Origin of the sequence: Methylobacterium soli, assembly GCF_008806385.1 — a bacterium.
Classification (GTDB): Bacteria; Pseudomonadota; Alphaproteobacteria; order Rhizobiales; family Beijerinckiaceae; genus Methylobacterium; species Methylobacterium soli.
Genome location: NZ_VZZK01000069.1, coordinates 1 through 15,181, shown reverse-complemented (window position 1 = coordinate 15,181; position 15,181 = coordinate 1). Strand labels below are relative to the sequence as shown.

Sequence of the window (15,181 nt, the reverse complement as noted above, 5' to 3'; positions counted from 1 at the left end):
AAGCCTGGACGGAGGAGCCCTCTAGGTTCACCCAGAACCCGCACCACCAAATACCGGGACCAAACATCTAAGGCTCCTATCTGAGAGGTTTCGAATGGGAGAGCGCGATGTGCTCAGCCTCGCTCGAATCGACGCTGGAGCTCTGGTCGACGACGCTGCGGCAGGCCAAGCAGCACATCCGCCCGTTGTTCGCCGCCCCGAGTGTCGCCGCCTCGGCCAACGCCTTCCTGGACGGCCTGCTCGGGGGTGAGCGGCGCAAGACCGGCTGGATGCGGGCCGAGGCCGCTGGGGACCCGGGTCCCTGGCGCCAGCAGGCCCTCCTCGGTCGCACGCACTGGGATGCGGAGGCTCTGCGCGATGTGGTGCGCGACTACGTCGTCGAGACGTTCGCCTCACCTGACGCGGTTCTCATGATTGACGAGACCGGTTTTCTCAAACAGGGCAAAGCCTCGTGCGGTGTGGGCCGGCAGTACACAGGCTCGGCCGGCAAGATCACCAACTGCCAGATCGGGGTGTTTGCCGCCTACGTCTCGGATCAGGGCCACGCCTTCATCGACCGCCGCCTGTACCTGCCCAAAGCCTGGACCGGGGATCCAGCCCGAAGGCAAGCGGCGCATGTGCCCGAGGCGATCACCTTTGCCACCAAGCCGCACCTGGCGCTCGCCATGTTCGAGCGGGCCATCCAGGCAGAGGTGCCGTTTGCCTGGGTGGCGGCCGACAGCATCTACGGCGTGGGCGAGATCGAGCTGGCGCTGCGGCGCGCCTACAAGGGCTACGTGCTGGGCGTCACCGGTCAGCATCACTTCTGGTCCTGGGACGCGAACCTCGACGTCGCCGGCACTGCCGAGGACATCGCCAAGGGCATCCCCGACCAGGACTGGGTGCGCCTCTCGGCCGGAGCCGGCAGCAAGGGACCGCGCCTGTTCGACTGGGCCTATCTGCCGCTGGCCACGCTCCGGGCCGACGCGCTCGACGTCGCTCTCGATCAGAGCTTGTTGACGCGCGGCCTGCTGGTGCGGCGCAGCCTGTCGGATGGGGCGCTCGCCTACTTCACCGCCTGGTGCCCGGCCGGGACGCCGGTCGAGAGGCTGGTGATGGTGGAAGGCCGGCGCTGGGCAATCGAGGACGCGTTCGAGAGCGCCAAGACGGAACTCGGGCTGGCCCACAACGAGAGCCGCTCGTGGCACGGCTGGCACAGGCACGTCAGCTTGGTGATGCTGGCCTTCGCGATGCTGGCGCGGGTGCGCCGGCTGGCCAACAGGACGCCCCCAAAAACGACGCTCATCGCCAAGCTCGCAGGTGCTGTGGTCCATCCAGGAGATCCGGCGCGTGGCGATGCGGCTGGCGCAGCGGCGCATTGAGCCCGCCCTCGTGCTCGCCTGGTCAGCCTGGCGGCGCGCCCACCAAGCTGCCGCTCAACAGGCGCATCTCAGAGGGGGAGTGCAACTGTAATGCTAGACCGCCTCGACCACTGCCTCAGGCAGGTTATGTCACCCAGACCCAGCCCACGGTATCACCGAGGCAACGGGATTGTTGCGCTCCGAGCGATCGTATCGCTGCGGGGCTTTTCTACGGCCCCTCAACTCGGCCACACGTAAATCTCGTGCACGCTGCCGTTGTAGTTGAACCAGTAGACCTCCGTCGCGGGGTTCAATCCGTGATCGTGGTAGGCCGTCGCGATGCTTCGCACCAAGATTTCGGCCTCTATCCGATCGGCAATGTCGCAAGCGAGCATCTGCGGCCGGCGACCACCGAAGCTTCCAAGATCGCGAATGAAAATAGAGTGTGCCATGATCTCTCCGCTTTCTGTCGTAAACTTACATTGTGTCGGGTCTACAGTTCGGGAATGCGAAGGTTCAGAATCTTCACCTGTGATGGTTAATGGGTTTTAACGGCATTTCTTGCATTTTTTTACAACCAGTGCATGCAGATCCGAGCAGAACTGGTCGAAGGCTCGCGCATCCACCCCCCGCTTCGGCCCGCGCCAAGCCGCGCGCGATCGTATTGCTGCGGGCCTTTTTACTCAGTGAACGGGAAAATCGTCGCGCTCGTAAATCGCGCGAGCCTCCGCGTAGGTCGTGATCGCCGGCTTGTCGTCACGAAGCATGACGCTGAAGAACTTCCCGTGCGTCCTCGGCCAATCCTCGACGATCATGTGAATGGCCTTGGCCAAGGTGCAGTCGATCGGTTGGCCGGGCGGGGCTGGCTCAACACCCGGCTCGATGTCGGTCCCATCGTGCCATAGGATCTGGACCGTCTCGTTGTAGTCGATATCGCCCATTGAACCCTCCTCGTGAAGGATGGTCGCGCTATGAGCCGCGCGACATGGCGTTTCGATCTCCCATTCTCGCCCAAATTTGAGCACGGCCCGGCAATCGCGTCGAGCATTGCTCGTCCAGAGCGCTACCCACGCCCGCCGCCTCAGCCCACGCCTCCGGCGGAGGTCTGCATCAGGATTGGGGATGAGCGAGGCGGCCGATCGGTCGAGGTCGCGCCCGAGCGCGCTGTCGAGCTGATCCGGGAACTCAGTGACGCGGCCTGTGGATAGTTTTCAGTACAGAAGTCCGCTCATGATGGGTGAATGCTCAGCAGTACGGCCGGACCGCAGTCAATTGGACTGCGATGCCCGCTCTCGAGCTGCGGATTTCTGCTTCGATCTTCGAGATCTCCGAAGGAAAAACAGGCCTGAGGCAGCAAGACCTGCAAAAAAGCTGCCTCCGAAAGAAGCTGCAACCAGCGCACGCCCAATGCCGTAGTCAGAAAAAGCAAAGCCGGCCAGAAGTGCGCCAAAGAACCCAGCAGTAATGTAGATTATCATCGTGTTACCCCCATGCGAATACGCTACCGACACCGACTTTTTGCGCAAGATGCGCGACCGGTTTCGTACGTTTCGCGGCGAAGACGCTCGAGACTTTGCTGCGATGCAATAATTACTAGAGTCAGGCTAGGATACATTCCGAACCCCTGAGTTCATGCATGTTCGGATGTCGATGACAACGCGCCTGTGTGCGATTGAATGGTAGATCAGTAACCGCCATGTGGACGGTGGTTCGCGATTAGGTGGCGGCGTGGCACTGTTAGGGAGCACCATCCGATGTCCATCAAACCTCGGGCCTGCCTTTGTCGCTTTTCACGGTTCGGCGCCTCACGTCCATCGACACCCCGCAGGTCCGCAAGCTGAATGCGTTGTTCGGTGACGCTTTCGAGGATCGCGAAACTTACGGGGACGAAACGCCCGACGACGCGTATCTGGCTGGGTTGCTCGCCAGGGAGCACATCGTCGTTCTCGTCGCGATCGCCGACGACGAAATTCTAGGAGGGCTCGTCGCCTATGAACTCGACAAGTTCGAGCGAGCGAGGCGAGAGCTCTACATCTATGACCTTGCCGTCCGAGCGGAGCATCGCCGACGAGGAATCGCGACGGCCCTCATCGATTGCTTGTGCGAGATCGCCAAGCATCGAGGAGCTTGGGTCGTCTATGTTCAGGCCGACCACGGCGACGACCCAGCCATCGCCCTCTACGAGAAGCTCGGCACCCGCGAGGACGTGCTGCACTTCGACATCTCGGTTCAGCCTTAGCCAAACCTCGAAGCGATCAGAAGCGATATGACCGGCCTGAAGGCCGGCGACACCGAGAGCAAGTAGCTCACCAGGGTTTTCGCGCCTGCACGCCGCATAACGAAAAACGGCGGCCAGGGCAGGCCGCCGTCAGTGGGGGGTCGGGTGCCGCGAGGAAGCTGATGCGGCCCCGCTTCCTGAGTACGCCTGCCTACCAGCCCCGCCCAATCACGCCCGCGCGATTATGGTTTCCGGCTGTTTCCAATGCGTAGGCCGACTCTTTTAGAGACGAGAGAAGGCGTCGAAGGCCGCCACGAGACGCCCCGCTTCCTCAGCGTAGACCTTCCATGCAGGTTCATCGACCGATCGCTCGAACGCGACGCCCTCCGGCGTCAAGATCGGCTCGACGCGTTCAGTCGGCACCGGCTGATCAGGGTCGTAGCCAGCATATCGGCACAGGGCGCGCGCAACGCGCTCCACCAGATCTCTGGAAGGCAACCTCTGCCAATCCGGGCGGATCACGTTGTCCTCGTCGCTCGGTCCGTCTTCGGTCATCGCCGTTTCCCGCGCACAATCCAGCCGAGACACGGCAAGTTTTCTGCCGGCAGCAGGTGACGAATGCGTACGCTGCTCACCCCGCTCGCCTTCCCGCCGCAGACCGGACGCATCACGCTGCGCCTCAGCGCCGAAGAGAGCGATTGACTACGGCCGCTTTCGGCCACTTCGAAGCCCTGCCGAGTCACGCGACCGGTGAGCAGCGATCCAGTAGGGCACCACGATCCAGATGGCCGTGGCGATCAGCACGAGCGTCAGAGCGTCGAATAAATCCATGGCGGCAACTCTCGCTGGAGCAACCTCAATTTGCGAAGTGAAGCATAAGGACTCCAACCGCGAATATAAGAACGCCGCCGAGGATGAGCACCATGGCCGCGTCAGTGGCCCAGAGAGATTGAGTCCACTCTTCTTCTTCCGACATCGGTCTATCCCCTCTCGTTAGGGGCCGGACTTGCGCGTCTCTGTTGCTCGCTGATGTCCGTCGCGATGGGAACGCCGCCATACCCCACGACATCGAAGCCGCGTGCCGCCGCGAACTGATCACGCATGCTCTCGTAGCTGGCACGGCGCTGCTGATCGCGGCTGCTGTGATGCGGATGAACCTGCCGGGCTGAGCGCATGAAGAAGGGCGAGCTGGCCGCGGTGAGGGGGGAATTGCCACCAGCCCGCCTGTCGCGCCGATTTGGACAAAAGCGGCGCGACACCCCATAAACGGCGCGCTCGGCATCCTTATTCCATCACGTCCGGTGCGTCTTGTAGCTAAGCGGAGCGGTTTCTTCAGGAAGGCTGCTCCTCTCCGACGTGTTCTTGTTCCTCGGTGAGTTCGGCTTCGTCGTCGTCCAAGAGTTCGTCCAGCTCATCGGCAAGATCGCTCACTTGGTTCTCGGTCGCGAACACCTGGATCATCTGACCGTCGTCGGTCTCCATCGTGATCCGAAACCCGCCAGGCACCTCATCCGTGAGGATGCGGGTAAGAACTTTCATCGCAGCCACATTCGTTCTCCATCCTGATGAGCGAAGGGCAACGCGCAGAAAAGCCGTTTGACCCAAAAGCTCTCAGTCCGAGAATTCGACCACCAGGTACAGGGCCGCGAGCGCACAGATGATTGCGTACACAGCTCCCATGCCCACCATCTCTCCAAGTCCGGAGGATGGCGAGACACTACTTGGGTCCGGGTGGTTTTCGGTAGACATAATTGGATTTGAGCAATCACGCCGTGTGCTTGCAACAATTATTCTGCATTAAACCCGATCTAATCCGAGCCGGCCGGTCGCCGCGCACCTCCTGACATCGAGAGATCCCATGGCCCTCACCGCCATCGGCCGCGCCGCGCTCGTCGCGCGCGAGGCGCTGAAAACCCGCGCCTACAAGGACAGCGTCGGCGTCTGGACCATCGGCGTCGGACACACGTCGGCGGCCGGCCCGCCCTCAGTCACGGCCGGCCTTGTCATCACCGAGGCCGAAGCGCTGGAGATCTTCGGGCGCGACCTCGTGAAGTACGAGGCGACCGTGGATCAGAGCGTGAAGGTGCCGCTCGCCGATCATGAGCGCGATGCGCTGGTCTCGATCTGCTTCAACATCGGCCAGGGCGCGTTCGCTCGCTCGACCTTCGTCAAGCGCTTGGATGCGGGCGATCGCGCGGGCTGCACTGAGGCGATCATGGCCTGGAATAGGCCTCCCGAGATCATCTCGCGTCGCCCGGCTGAGCGCGACCAGTTTCTCACCCCCTACAGCGTCAGCCTGCCGAAGGCCCGTAGCAACGACCGCTCGCCAGTGAAGGTCGATGGCTCGGCCGCCGTCACCCCCGCTAAACCGAAGAGCGACCGCATGTCCGTCACCGCTGGCACCTGGGCCGAGACGTCGCTCGCCCGCTACGAGGTCGAGGCGATCCAGAAGCGACTGCGCGACCTCGGCTACTACATGGTTGGCAAGGTCGACGGGATCTGGGGGCCGTCCACGGCTGGCGCCTTGATCGCGCTGCAGACCCAGGCCGGCATCACGCCCGACGGGCACTGGGGCCCACAATCGAAGGCGGCACTCGACAACGATGCGAACGCCCGCAAGATCCCGCCGGCTCGCGCCAGCACCACCGCGGCCGACCTTCGGGCGCAGGGCTCCGTGATCGCGATCCAGGGCAGCCGAGTCACTTGGTCTTCGGTCTGGCAGATCGTGCTCGGTGCGATGGGCATCCTTCAGTACCTCGCGCAGAATTGGCAGGGCGATCTGTCGAGCCTGCCGTTCCCGGCGAGCCTGATCCTCGGCTTCCTGCCGCCGTGGGTCGCGCCGGTCCTAATCATCCTGCTCAACGTCTACAACGCGCTCGCCGCCCAGGGCATCGTGAAGGCGCGTGTCGTCGCCGAGCGGACCGGCCTGCACAACGGTGAGCCCGGCCCGGCGCCGAGCCCGCCCGTGGCGATGGCGCCCGATGGGCCCAGGCTCGGCGGCATTCTGGGCTCGCTCTTCGGTGCCCGGTGAGGGCGCCACAATGGACGCCCTCGACCCCTCGGCAGGCGTGCAACGGCCCGCCTTTCTGCGTCTGCACGGCTCAAGGGACAGACTGATGGGAGATCAGCAGCCGACGTCGGACGATGCCGCTTGGGTCAAGATGCAGATCGACATGGCGGTGACCAAGGAGAAGGTCGACGCCGTCCTGGGCGACGTCCGAGGCATCCGCGAGGACCTGCGCAACGTCTACGCCACCAAGACCGAGCTGAAGGAGGTCGCCGAGGACGTGGCCGGCCTCAAGAACAACGTGAGCTGGCTGGTCAAGGCGATCCTCGGTGCGGTCCTGACGGCCGCGCTCGGCCTCGTGCTGGTGAAGGGTGGGGTGCCGCACTGATGGACATGCACAAGCCGCCCCTCCCTGAGATCGACCGGACCGACGAGATCTACGCCCGCGCCATCGAGCTTGCCTACGGCCCGTCCCGGCGCCAGGCCAACCTGCAGCGCGTGCTCAACGTCATCTACTATGGCGCCATCCTCCTCGCCCTCGCCTGGATCTTCTCCATGGTGCTCGGTCGGACTGTGCCGGTGCGGCAGATCCTGCGCGAGGTGGTGAACCCGAACCGGCAGGTGCATGTCGGCGAGCGTATCCTGATCCACGGCATCCGACAGCGTGACCGCCAGTGCGAGCTGACGCGGCGCTGGTGGATGATCGACGGCGGTGGCCGGCGCCTGGACTACGAGGCCGAGCGCTTCGACGCCTACGGCGAGATGGGCCGCGAGGAGGAGACGATCGGCCCCTACATCCCGCTCGACGCCATGCCCGGGCGCGGACGGCTCTACGGCGTGCTGGCCTACGACTGCAACCCTCTGCAGCGGGCGCTGGGCTGGTCGATCGTCAGCGTGCTGCCGCCGCTGGAGTTCGAGATCCTGCCGCGTCGGACGACCGAGCAATGACCAACTCCGGCTACCTCGCCATGGCGCTCCTCGCCGGCATCCTCATAGGTCTCGCGGTTGCTGCGGTGGTGCGGGATCGGTGGGGGTGAACCGGACGGTGTTCGGCCGGTTATCCCAGTAAGGCAAGGTCAACTTCAGCCCGCCCGGCCCAGCCGTGGCGGGCATTTTCGTGTACGGTATTCAAAAATGGGATTGGCTTTATAGGAGCGTTGACCATCTTGTTCGCGTCGGAGCAGACTCCCGACACGGCCCCACCGATAGCTCTTCCTCAAATTGCAGTCGGTGGGGCCCCCCTTCGCTGATTTGATCAGCCTAAGCGGCTTATTCGCACTTTCTCCGACGCCGTATCACATTTGATGTGGGTTAAAGTTGAAAGGCACAGCTATCGTTGGCCCGCCGCTCGAGAGGGGCGGCAGCGGCTGCCGGCAATTTTCGCTCGACCTCAGCTAGTGGCCATGCTCTCAGCCGGCCTGGTTCGCCGGCGCGGGCTTTTTGTTAGGCGGCTTGTTCACCCAGCATCCTCGACAGTGCGGTTCGCCCGAGTACAGTGATGCTCCAGCAGCCAAGCGCAAATACCGCGTAACCAAGTCGCCGAGCTTCCTGGCGCGCTATGCCTTGTCTGACCGTGCATCCAATTCCGATATCCCGAACCGGAACAGGGCTGTGCTGCTTAGCGAGCGCTTGAAGAAATCCTCGCATCTCGGCGTTCATGATCGGCGCCCCTGGCGTGCTGAGATATACATTCCAGGGTTGTTGCGTAAAGTCCATACCCCAAATGCGTCTTGCGATGATGAGGTGCGTAGTTTTCGTCAGGGCAGTCGTTCGGCCCGCATCGCCGCCCCACGCCGCGGGCCATGGTGGCGAATTTCCGAGATAACATGCAGCCCGCCCGGCTCGCCGCGGCGGGTTCTTTTTCGTGCGATCACGTAGACCCGCATTCTCGAGTTTCGTGAGCGCGGAAATCAAGGCAGGCGGCTGCCGTCGCAAGAACCGCTCGATGTTCGGCGCGGGCGGCCCTCAGGCTTGCTGCGCCCTACGTCCTATCCGCTTCCGGTGCCGGACCAGCGATGTTCGAGCCCCCAATGGCCACGCCAAGGGTTGTTTGCATTGGGATGCCTTCGGGAAGTACTGGAGCGCCCTCGCCAACAGCGTCACCACTGCCAATTAGGCCATCCACTGCACACAGCAGTTCGTCGAACGGGTACGGCTTGCGGAGAAGCCTTGTGCCAACTGGTAGCTCACACGCGGATAGGTTCATTCCACCGGAAGTTACGATGATCCCGATGTTCGGCCAGCGATCATGAACGAGGCGAGCCAGCCGGATCCCGTCGAGTGACCCCGGCAGGGTGTGGCCGGCGATCATAAGCCGCACGTCTGCGTGCCGCTCCAGGGCACGGATGGCTTCCTGAGCGTCGCCCGCCTCGATGGCTCGGAAGCCGGCATCTTCCAGGGTGTCGCTCGTGACGATGCGGATCACCCGGTCCTGATCCACTACCAGGATCGCAATGGGTCTGAACTCTGTCTCGGACGCCAAGATCATTCTCGCTTGATCAGAAGACTGGCGCCGCGCGGGCGCCGTCCGAACGCAGGATCATAAGCACGCCAGGGTATTGTGCACATCTAGACAAAACGTCAACGAGGAGTGGTGGTGGCCTTCACAATGGGCCTCCTCAGCCCGCCCGGTTCGCCGCGGTGAGCTTTTTGTTGGAAGGTCAGACCTCCTTCGCAGGCTCAATGCGGATCTGGAGGCGATCGCCTTTCGCGATTGGACGGTCATCGGCGCCGCCGCCGACTACACTGTGATCATGACCATCTATGACCAAGGTCCAGGCATCAAGCTCATGCGAACCTTCCGGCATGTCCCATGGTGCCGCCACGATGAGCCATTGCTCGTTGAGCCTCTTCAAGATCTCAGGTGTCCAGCGCTTTCTGAACATCGCACCACTCCGATTCGGCGCATATGATAGGCTAAACCCAAATTCAGCCTTCAGCCCGCCCGGTTCGCTAGCGCGGGCTTTTCGTGCTCTCTGCAAGTGAACAGCGGAGCACGGGCAACCATGCTGGCCAGCGAAATGTTGTGACCTCACACGCCCGTCACTGGGCCAGGAGGAAGCATGAAGAAGCTTGCCATTCTCACGACGCTGGCGCTGGTTTGCGCCGGCCCCGTTCTGGCTCAGGGCCGTCCGCCTAGCAGTTCGTCAGCGGCATCCGGCAATGCTGAGGAGACAAACAAGCCGCGTTCCAATTCGTCCGGCGGCGGCAGCGGCGGTCAGTGAAGCCTCACTAAAGGAGCGTACTCGCTCTGAGATCGAATAGCCCGCCCGGCTCGCCGGTGCGGGCATTTTGTTGCGCCCAGGCGCGGGAGCGGGCACACTGCTCGCGCTGTGCGGCTTCGGACGCAACGGTGACGCAACCTCAGCCCGCCCGGCATACCCCGCCGCGGCGGGTTTTTCGTGCGATCGGCACTTCACGTTTGCGCATGCGGCAAAGCGTGACCGTGCGGCATTTGAGCGTGCCGACTTGCCATGCTCGGCTCGGCCCCGCTGGGCAACATCGCCGCGAACGATGCCAGCGGGGCCGAATAGCATGCGCGCTTCAGTCGTCGCCGCCTCAGGCTTACGGGGCTTTTCGTTTCAGCCTGCCTCGGTCGTCGCACTGGTCTTCTCTGAGCGTCGACCGCGGAACAGAGGATTGCATGCGCGGTTCTCCCCGTCGGCAAGAGGGAGGTCACATGCCGCGCTTCTTCATCGACACGAACGATGGCGACTACTACGTGCGCGACGAGGAGGGGCAAGAACTTCCTGCTGAGGAAGCTGCTCGAGAGATCGCGCTCAGCGTACTCCCCGATATGGCACGCAGCACTCTCCCGGATGGCGATCGTCGTACCTTCTGCGCGAGTGTGCGAGATGAAAGGGGCAAGACGATCTTCAAGGCGTCGCTCGACCTGCGAGCCGAGTGGTTGGATTAGATAGGAATTCAGCTTTCCCGAATATGGACTTCATACATCGCTCGAATGCGTCACGTTGCGCAGGCCAAGTTCCTTTTGAACGCGGCTAGGCCCTGCTAGCGGAGCTGTCCCGCCTCGCTAGTGGGGCCAATTTTTATCCCTAACCTCAGCCCGCCTGGTTTGCCGCGGCGATTTTTCGTGCGCCGTGATGCGGGTGATGAATAGCTAATCCTTTTTCCACCAGCTGCCCTCTGCCTTAACCACCGAAGGAGCATTTACAGGGCCGCCAATGTGCTCGCTTGATCACTTGTGAACGGCGCCGTTTCACGCAGATTCCCCCTGCGACGCCTGAGCGCACGAGGTGTGGTGCCATGCCGAAGCGCTATTATTTCAGAGTGGTCTGCGCTGACGAGATCATCGATGATCCGTGCGGAGCTGAGGCGGCGAGCATCGAGGAGGCTGAGGCTGAAGCGCTTGCAGCCTTTGAAGAAATGCGTGCGGAGGGCAACTTGCCCGACGATGCCGGGGCTTGGACTCTCGAAATTCGGAGTGCTTCAGGCGTACTGCTGCGCGCGATTTGCTTTCGCTGACGAGATCTTCCGCAGGATCTCGCGAACATGTGCGCGCACTGACTGATCCGGCGCGCACGAGGAGGCGCGCAGTTCTGCTTTCCAGTGCTCGCTAGGGATCTGGAGAGCGCACAATGGATCCAGGTCGAGCATCCGCATCGAGGTATCCTCCAAAGTCGGAGTGACTCGAATCATCATGATATGTGTCAAGTTACGAGCGCACATAACAAAGTTCAAGTGTCTTTACTGTACAAATTTAGCCTATGCTATTTTATTACGGTATGTTTCTGTACGAATCGGAAGCTGTTTTGGCCCTACAACTTTTGAGCTAAAACCATAATCACTACGGATAAGAGGAATTTATGCTGTAAAATTTACAGCTGGCAGCCGTCATCGCCACACGAGAGCAGATTTCTGAGTACCGCTCCGACATTTGCTCGCCCCGAACTCGTCAACTTGTGGGCGCTCCGTCGCCCTACGCGACGGATCCTGCTGAAGCCGGCCCTCGCCCCGGTCGCGACTCCGCCGGTCGATTCTACCCCCCGGCATAGGTTGGCGGGGTCGCACCTCATGGGCTCAGCCCCGCAGCCAATGGCTTGCGGGGCATTCTTTCGTTAGGGCCTTGCCCGCCCGAGCCTACCAGAACCAGATCGACCGGCCAGACAGGCCGTTGATGAGAGGCCACCAGGCGACCGCGAGAGCGCATGACGCCAAGGTCAGCGGTAGCCCTGGGCACGTTCGTGTGTGGGGCTGCGGGTGTGAAGCCTGGAATGCGACGGCGTGGATCAAGAGCAAACGACGGGCTTCTCGGAGACTATGAGGAGAAGCCCTAACGGTCAGGAGCGGGGAGTGTTCCGGCTCGTACCTTCAGCAAGCCAAGGCATAGGCGTCGAAGCCCCGGCTCGTGGGCTCTTTATCTTAAGCCCCGTTTCACCTGCGACGATGCTCGTCGCGTTGCGAGGGAGCAGACTAGCCACGTTGGGTGACCTCCACCTGGCACGGCCCCGCCGGCATCCTCCCCTCACACCGCGCCGGTGGGGCCGAGTTTCCCTCAACCATGGCGACTTGCCCCGCAGCCTCACGCCTTGCGGGGCTTTTCATTGGTGCCTTGCTCGCCGCCGGCATCGAGTTCATCCCGGAGATCGGCAGCGGGCCTGGCGTGCGGCTGAGAAAGCGTGAAACCGCTGAGTGACCAATCTGAGGAGGCGGACGTGGAGCTCAAAAAGCGCGAACTTGAACTCTCACCGTTGTCCGGCCGCTTCACGCAAGACGGCATCACAGTCGAGGTGAAGATTTACCGGTTCGTCGGCGACGCTGGCGATTGGGCTCTTGAGGTCGTAGACCACGATGACGGCTCGACGGTCTGGAACGAGCTTTTCCCCACGGATACCGCTGCCTTCGAAGCTTTCAAGCTCGCTGTCGAGGAGGATGGCATTGCCTCCTTCCTGGAACCTCCTGACACGCTACATTGAGCTGAGCGAAGGGCTACCTGAAATGACGCCGGTAGCAGATCAGAGATGTCCGCCCTGTCGAGGCAAGGGGGCGGTGCGCTGCCCGCAGTGCGAGGGCGACGGCATCTTCGCCGACGGAGAAGGCCGATTCCGAACCTGTCGCTCATGCGGCGGGGCAGGTCGCTGCGTCTGCAATGCCTGCAACGGCACTGGAGCTGAGCACCTAAAAGCGAAGAGCGATCTGAGATGAGCCCAAGAGCGGCCAAAATCGCTCTGACTGCCATGGGCGTCGTTCTCAAATACGTTCTGACCTCTGGGTCAGCACACGCAGCCGGCTATTGTGATTACGCGCGGCTCGCACTCGCAAATCCTGCCGCGGTCAACTGTGCCGAGAAGGGAGGTGCATCCGAGGTCCGCAGCGGCGCTGGAGGACAAACCGGCTACTGCCGTTTCCCCGATGGTCAAATTTGCGAAGAGTGGGCTCTGCTTCGTGACAAACGGTGTGTGCCGCCTCCACCGGAAAAGAAGCCGTGATCTCAGTAAGGCCTCAAGGCCGGCGCAGTCTCTCGGTACGATTTGACGCGAGAACGTTGCAGGCACGGCCGCGTTCGCCCTGGAGGTGGGTAACATCAGAGATCGGTGATTCCTATGAAGCGCATGTTGCTAGCTGCGGCCGCCATGGCCGGCGCACTGGCCATGATTCCGGTCACAGCTGACGCCCGCGGCGGTGGCGGCTTCCGTGGCGGTGGCGGCTTTGCCGGGGGCGGTGGTGGTTTTCGTGGCGGTGGATTCGCTGGAGGCGGCGGCTTCCGTGGTGGCGCAATTGCCGGTCGCGGCATCGCAGGACGGGGCTTTGCAGGCGGCTATCGCGGCCGCGGCTACTATGGTCGTGGCCTTGGCTATGGTGCAGTTGGCCTCGGCCTGGGTCTCGGAGCCGCATATGGCCTCGGCAGCTACTACGGCAGCGATTGCGCCTACGGGTATGACGCCTACGGCAACTGCACCGGCTACTACGGCTACGGCTACTAGGGCATAGCCATCGAACAAGGAGCCCGCCCGGTTCGCCGCGGCGGGCTTTTTCGTGCGAACCGCTACGGTATCATCATTCGACGAAAGTCGAGTATTTTCCTCGCCTTTATGCAGTAGCCAAGATGCATCATTGTATTTGTCTTCGAAACGATCTGACTATTTGTTGGTCCCGGGACGACTTCGACTGTTCCATCTAGCTTGATAGTTGGCCCAGCATAGAGGACGCCGAGCAGCATTATCCTTGACCCCACAACTGTGTTATTATGCTTGTCTGCGTATATACCCTGTTCAAACAGCAGCACAGGCGAGCCGCTCGAGCCTCCGAAACACGCAATGCCCACTAAAAATTCGGCTTTGCCGATATAATTAGACGCGAAGGGGGATGCCGTTATTCCCCTTCTGGCAATTGGAAGATCGTTCTTGCTGTCCCAAAGACCATTAGGATAGCCGACCATCGTTACTTGTTCGATTGCTCTAAGTTCCGACTCCTTATTTTCTGGATAAACTAGGTCCGGATTATTAAATCCGTGCATGATCGATTTTCCTTGAGCGCCGGCCTTATTGATGAACTGCACGGCGTTTATGGCGACTAAATCGACGTCGATCTCTGGATGCCAGAGTATCTGAAGATCTGTAATCTTTTCGTTGAATGTAATATGTCTGCCAGTTAGGTTGCCACTATCGTCTGCCTCGTGACATACAATACTGAGCACGCCCGCTCCTCTGATAACATGCTTGTTTGTGATTATGATAGGAAAGCTGATATCTCCCTCTCGAAAAATAGAATAAAAACCAGTGCCGACGCCTGTGTCTGTTTGAATACGAACTGTGCTCCTAAACAGTTGTTCGCCGGGCTCCATGTGGTTTATATTCATCTTATCTTCCTGCTTCTCGCTGCAACTTCCGTTCCGCTTCAATCCCCACCCTCAGCCCGCCGGCACCCGCCGCGCGGGCTTCGTCATGACAGGGGCGGCTGCGAGCCCGGCTCCGATAACGACCCGATAACGACACCGCGCTATCATCCAGCGTCTGGCAGCGAATCCCTCCCCCCCCTCGCGGTCAGACTGGCGGGCCGGGCGGCTTTGACCTGTTGTTCGGCTCGCCCTTCACTGCAGCAGCCACTGCGCCACGCCGTAGGTGACTGGCGGCAGCAGGAGCAGGAACACCAGAAGGCCGATGCGGTGGGCCGAGTTTGTGGTCATCGCCTGACCACTCCACCAGCCCAACCACCGCCTTTCAGGCCCGCCGTCTCGGCCGTCTTGTAGATCGGCACGACCTCGCGCCGGCCGTTCTTGAACTCGATGACGACCTCGTCCGCGCAGGCGCGCATGTCGTCCGCACCGACTTGGTAGTCAAAGACCCAGAACGGGTTGGAGCGCTTGCCTGGCTTCAGGTCTACGGCCTCGCGAAGGACGAGCCGGATCCGGTACTCGCCGGCATGCTGACCCCGGATCAGTTCGTGCGCCGCCGCGGTCTGCGCGATGAACGCAGAGCCGATGGTCGTCTCGGGGAAGTTGCGCGAGTGGTAGTCGTCGGTGGTGACCTCGCGCCAGGGCGGCAGTACGATCATTTCAGCCCCATCTCACGAAGGCCGCGATGACCGAGATGGAGTTGCCCCCATCAAACCGGACACGGGGCTGGTTGGATCTGAGCACGAATGAACTCGCGAGGC

General features: G+C 61.9%; 20 protein-coding genes. 12 read left to right on the top strand and 8 right to left on the bottom strand.

Annotated elements, in window-relative coordinates:
• Positions 1 to 107 precede the first annotated feature (107 nt).
• Positions 108 to 1,361 (top strand): IS701 family transposase, encoded by a 1,254-nt coding sequence (locus F6X53_RS30600; RefSeq protein ID WP_151005466.1) that lies wholly within the window; start codon positions 108 to 110, stop codon positions 1,359 to 1,361.
• A gap of 218 nt (positions 1,362 to 1,579) precedes the next feature.
• On the opposite strand, the gene F6X53_RS30595 is transcribed toward F6X53_RS30600, so the two are convergent.
• Complete coding sequence (locus F6X53_RS30595; protein ID WP_151005464.1) at positions 1,580 to 1,792, bottom strand: phosphoribosylformylglycinamidine synthase subunit PurQ; 213 nt, start codon at positions 1,790 to 1,792, stop codon at positions 1,580 to 1,582.
• A 231-nt stretch (positions 1,793 to 2,023) separates the two neighbouring features.
• On the bottom strand, positions 2,024 to 2,281 hold the full coding sequence (locus tag F6X53_RS30590; protein ID WP_151005462.1) for a hypothetical protein: 258 nt from the start codon (positions 2,279 to 2,281) through the stop codon (positions 2,024 to 2,026).
• Positions 2,282 to 3,120: 839 nt separating this feature from the next.
• Between F6X53_RS30590 and F6X53_RS30585 the strand changes: the two genes are divergently transcribed.
• A complete protein-coding gene (locus F6X53_RS30585) occupies positions 3,121 to 3,579 on the top strand; it encodes an AAC(3)-I family aminoglycoside N-acetyltransferase (RefSeq protein ID WP_151005460.1) in 459 nt (152 codons plus the stop codon).
• A 261-nt stretch (positions 3,580 to 3,840) separates the two neighbouring features.
• Here F6X53_RS30585 and F6X53_RS30580 read toward each other — a convergent pair whose 3' ends face one another.
• Positions 3,841 to 4,113 carry a hypothetical protein gene (locus F6X53_RS30580; protein ID WP_151005458.1) on the bottom strand — a complete coding sequence of 91 codons (273 nt, stop codon included), beginning with the start codon at positions 4,111 to 4,113 and terminating at the stop codon, positions 3,841 to 3,843.
• Positions 4,114 to 4,577: 464 nt separating this feature from the next.
• On the opposite strand from F6X53_RS30580, the gene F6X53_RS32970 reads away from it, so the two are divergent.
• The gene (locus F6X53_RS32970; RefSeq protein WP_210386429.1) at positions 4,578 to 4,727 is read left to right on the top strand and encodes a hypothetical protein; all 150 of its coding nucleotides are present in this window, start codon (positions 4,578 to 4,580) and stop codon (positions 4,725 to 4,727) included.
• Positions 4,728 to 4,890: 163 nt separating this feature from the next.
• Here the strand turns inward: F6X53_RS32970 and F6X53_RS30575 are convergent, their stop codons facing one another.
• Complete coding sequence (locus tag F6X53_RS30575) at positions 4,891 to 5,097, bottom strand: hypothetical protein (protein ID WP_238298831.1); 207 nt, start codon at positions 5,095 to 5,097, stop codon at positions 4,891 to 4,893.
• Positions 5,098 to 5,416: 319 nt separating this feature from the next.
• Here F6X53_RS30575 and F6X53_RS30570 point away from each other — a divergent pair, with 319 nt between their 5' ends.
• From F6X53_RS30570 to F6X53_RS30560, 3 genes are all read left to right on the top strand, one after another.
• Positions 5,417 to 6,589, top strand: coding sequence for a glycoside hydrolase family protein (locus tag F6X53_RS30570; RefSeq protein ID WP_151005453.1), 1,173 nt, complete (start codon positions 5,417 to 5,419; stop codon positions 6,587 to 6,589).
• Positions 6,590 to 6,674: 85 nt separating this feature from the next.
• On the top strand, positions 6,675 to 6,953 hold the full coding sequence (locus F6X53_RS30565) for a hypothetical protein (protein WP_151005451.1): 279 nt from the start codon (positions 6,675 to 6,677) through the stop codon (positions 6,951 to 6,953).
• Positions 6,953 to 7,513 carry a hypothetical protein gene (locus F6X53_RS30560; protein ID WP_151005449.1) on the top strand — a complete coding sequence of 187 codons (561 nt, stop codon included), beginning with the start codon at positions 6,953 to 6,955 and terminating at the stop codon, positions 7,511 to 7,513. The genes F6X53_RS30565 and F6X53_RS30560 overlap by 1 nt, the downstream gene beginning before the upstream one ends.
• 1,033 nt (positions 7,514 to 8,546) lie before the next feature.
• Here the strand turns inward: F6X53_RS30560 and F6X53_RS30555 are convergent.
• Together F6X53_RS30555 and F6X53_RS30550 are read right to left on the bottom strand one after the other, a co-directional pair.
• Complete coding sequence (locus tag F6X53_RS30555) at positions 8,547 to 9,047, bottom strand: response regulator (protein WP_191971075.1); 501 nt, start codon at positions 9,045 to 9,047, stop codon at positions 8,547 to 8,549.
• Between the two features lie 178 nt (positions 9,048 to 9,225).
• On the bottom strand, positions 9,226 to 9,450 hold the full coding sequence (locus tag F6X53_RS30550) for a hypothetical protein (RefSeq protein WP_151005445.1): 225 nt from the start codon (positions 9,448 to 9,450) through the stop codon (positions 9,226 to 9,228).
• Positions 9,451 to 9,627: 177 nt separating this feature from the next.
• Here F6X53_RS30550 and F6X53_RS32810 point away from each other — a divergent pair, with 177 nt between their 5' ends.
• The 6 genes from F6X53_RS32810 to F6X53_RS30520 all read left to right on the top strand — a co-directional run bounded on the left by F6X53_RS32810 (position 9,628) and on the right by F6X53_RS30520 (position 13,509).
• A complete protein-coding gene (locus F6X53_RS32810) occupies positions 9,628 to 9,789 on the top strand; it encodes a hypothetical protein (RefSeq protein ID WP_191971074.1) in 162 nt (53 codons plus the stop codon).
• Positions 9,790 to 10,244: 455 nt separating this feature from the next.
• Positions 10,245 to 10,481, top strand: a complete 237-nt coding sequence (locus tag F6X53_RS30545) for a DUF6894 family protein (protein ID WP_151005443.1) — start codon at positions 10,245 to 10,247, stop codon at positions 10,479 to 10,481.
• A gap of 350 nt (positions 10,482 to 10,831) precedes the next feature.
• Positions 10,832 to 11,050, top strand: coding sequence for a DUF6894 family protein (locus F6X53_RS30540; RefSeq protein ID WP_151005441.1), 219 nt, complete (start codon positions 10,832 to 10,834; stop codon positions 11,048 to 11,050).
• A gap of 1,190 nt (positions 11,051 to 12,240) precedes the next feature.
• Positions 12,241 to 12,501 carry a hypothetical protein gene (locus tag F6X53_RS30530; RefSeq protein WP_151005439.1) on the top strand — a complete coding sequence of 87 codons (261 nt, stop codon included), beginning with the start codon at positions 12,241 to 12,243 and terminating at the stop codon, positions 12,499 to 12,501.
• Positions 12,502 to 12,726: 225 nt separating this feature from the next.
• On the top strand, positions 12,727 to 13,014 hold the full coding sequence (locus tag F6X53_RS30525) for a DUF333 domain-containing protein (RefSeq protein WP_306426595.1): 288 nt from the start codon (positions 12,727 to 12,729) through the stop codon (positions 13,012 to 13,014).
• 114 nt (positions 13,015 to 13,128) lie between these two features.
• Positions 13,129 to 13,509, top strand: a complete 381-nt coding sequence (locus F6X53_RS30520; RefSeq protein WP_151005437.1) for a hypothetical protein — start codon at positions 13,129 to 13,131, stop codon at positions 13,507 to 13,509.
• A gap of 62 nt (positions 13,510 to 13,571) precedes the next feature.
• On the opposite strand, the gene F6X53_RS30515 is transcribed toward F6X53_RS30520, so the two are convergent.
• Positions 13,572 to 14,384, bottom strand: coding sequence for a trypsin-like peptidase domain-containing protein (locus F6X53_RS30515; RefSeq protein WP_151005435.1), 813 nt, complete (start codon positions 14,382 to 14,384; stop codon positions 13,572 to 13,574).
• A 323-nt stretch (positions 14,385 to 14,707) separates the two neighbouring features.
• Entirely contained in the window at positions 14,708 to 15,079 is a 372-nt protein-coding gene (locus tag F6X53_RS30510; RefSeq protein ID WP_151005433.1) for a hypothetical protein, read from the bottom strand.
• Positions 15,080 to 15,181 lie beyond the last annotated feature (102 nt).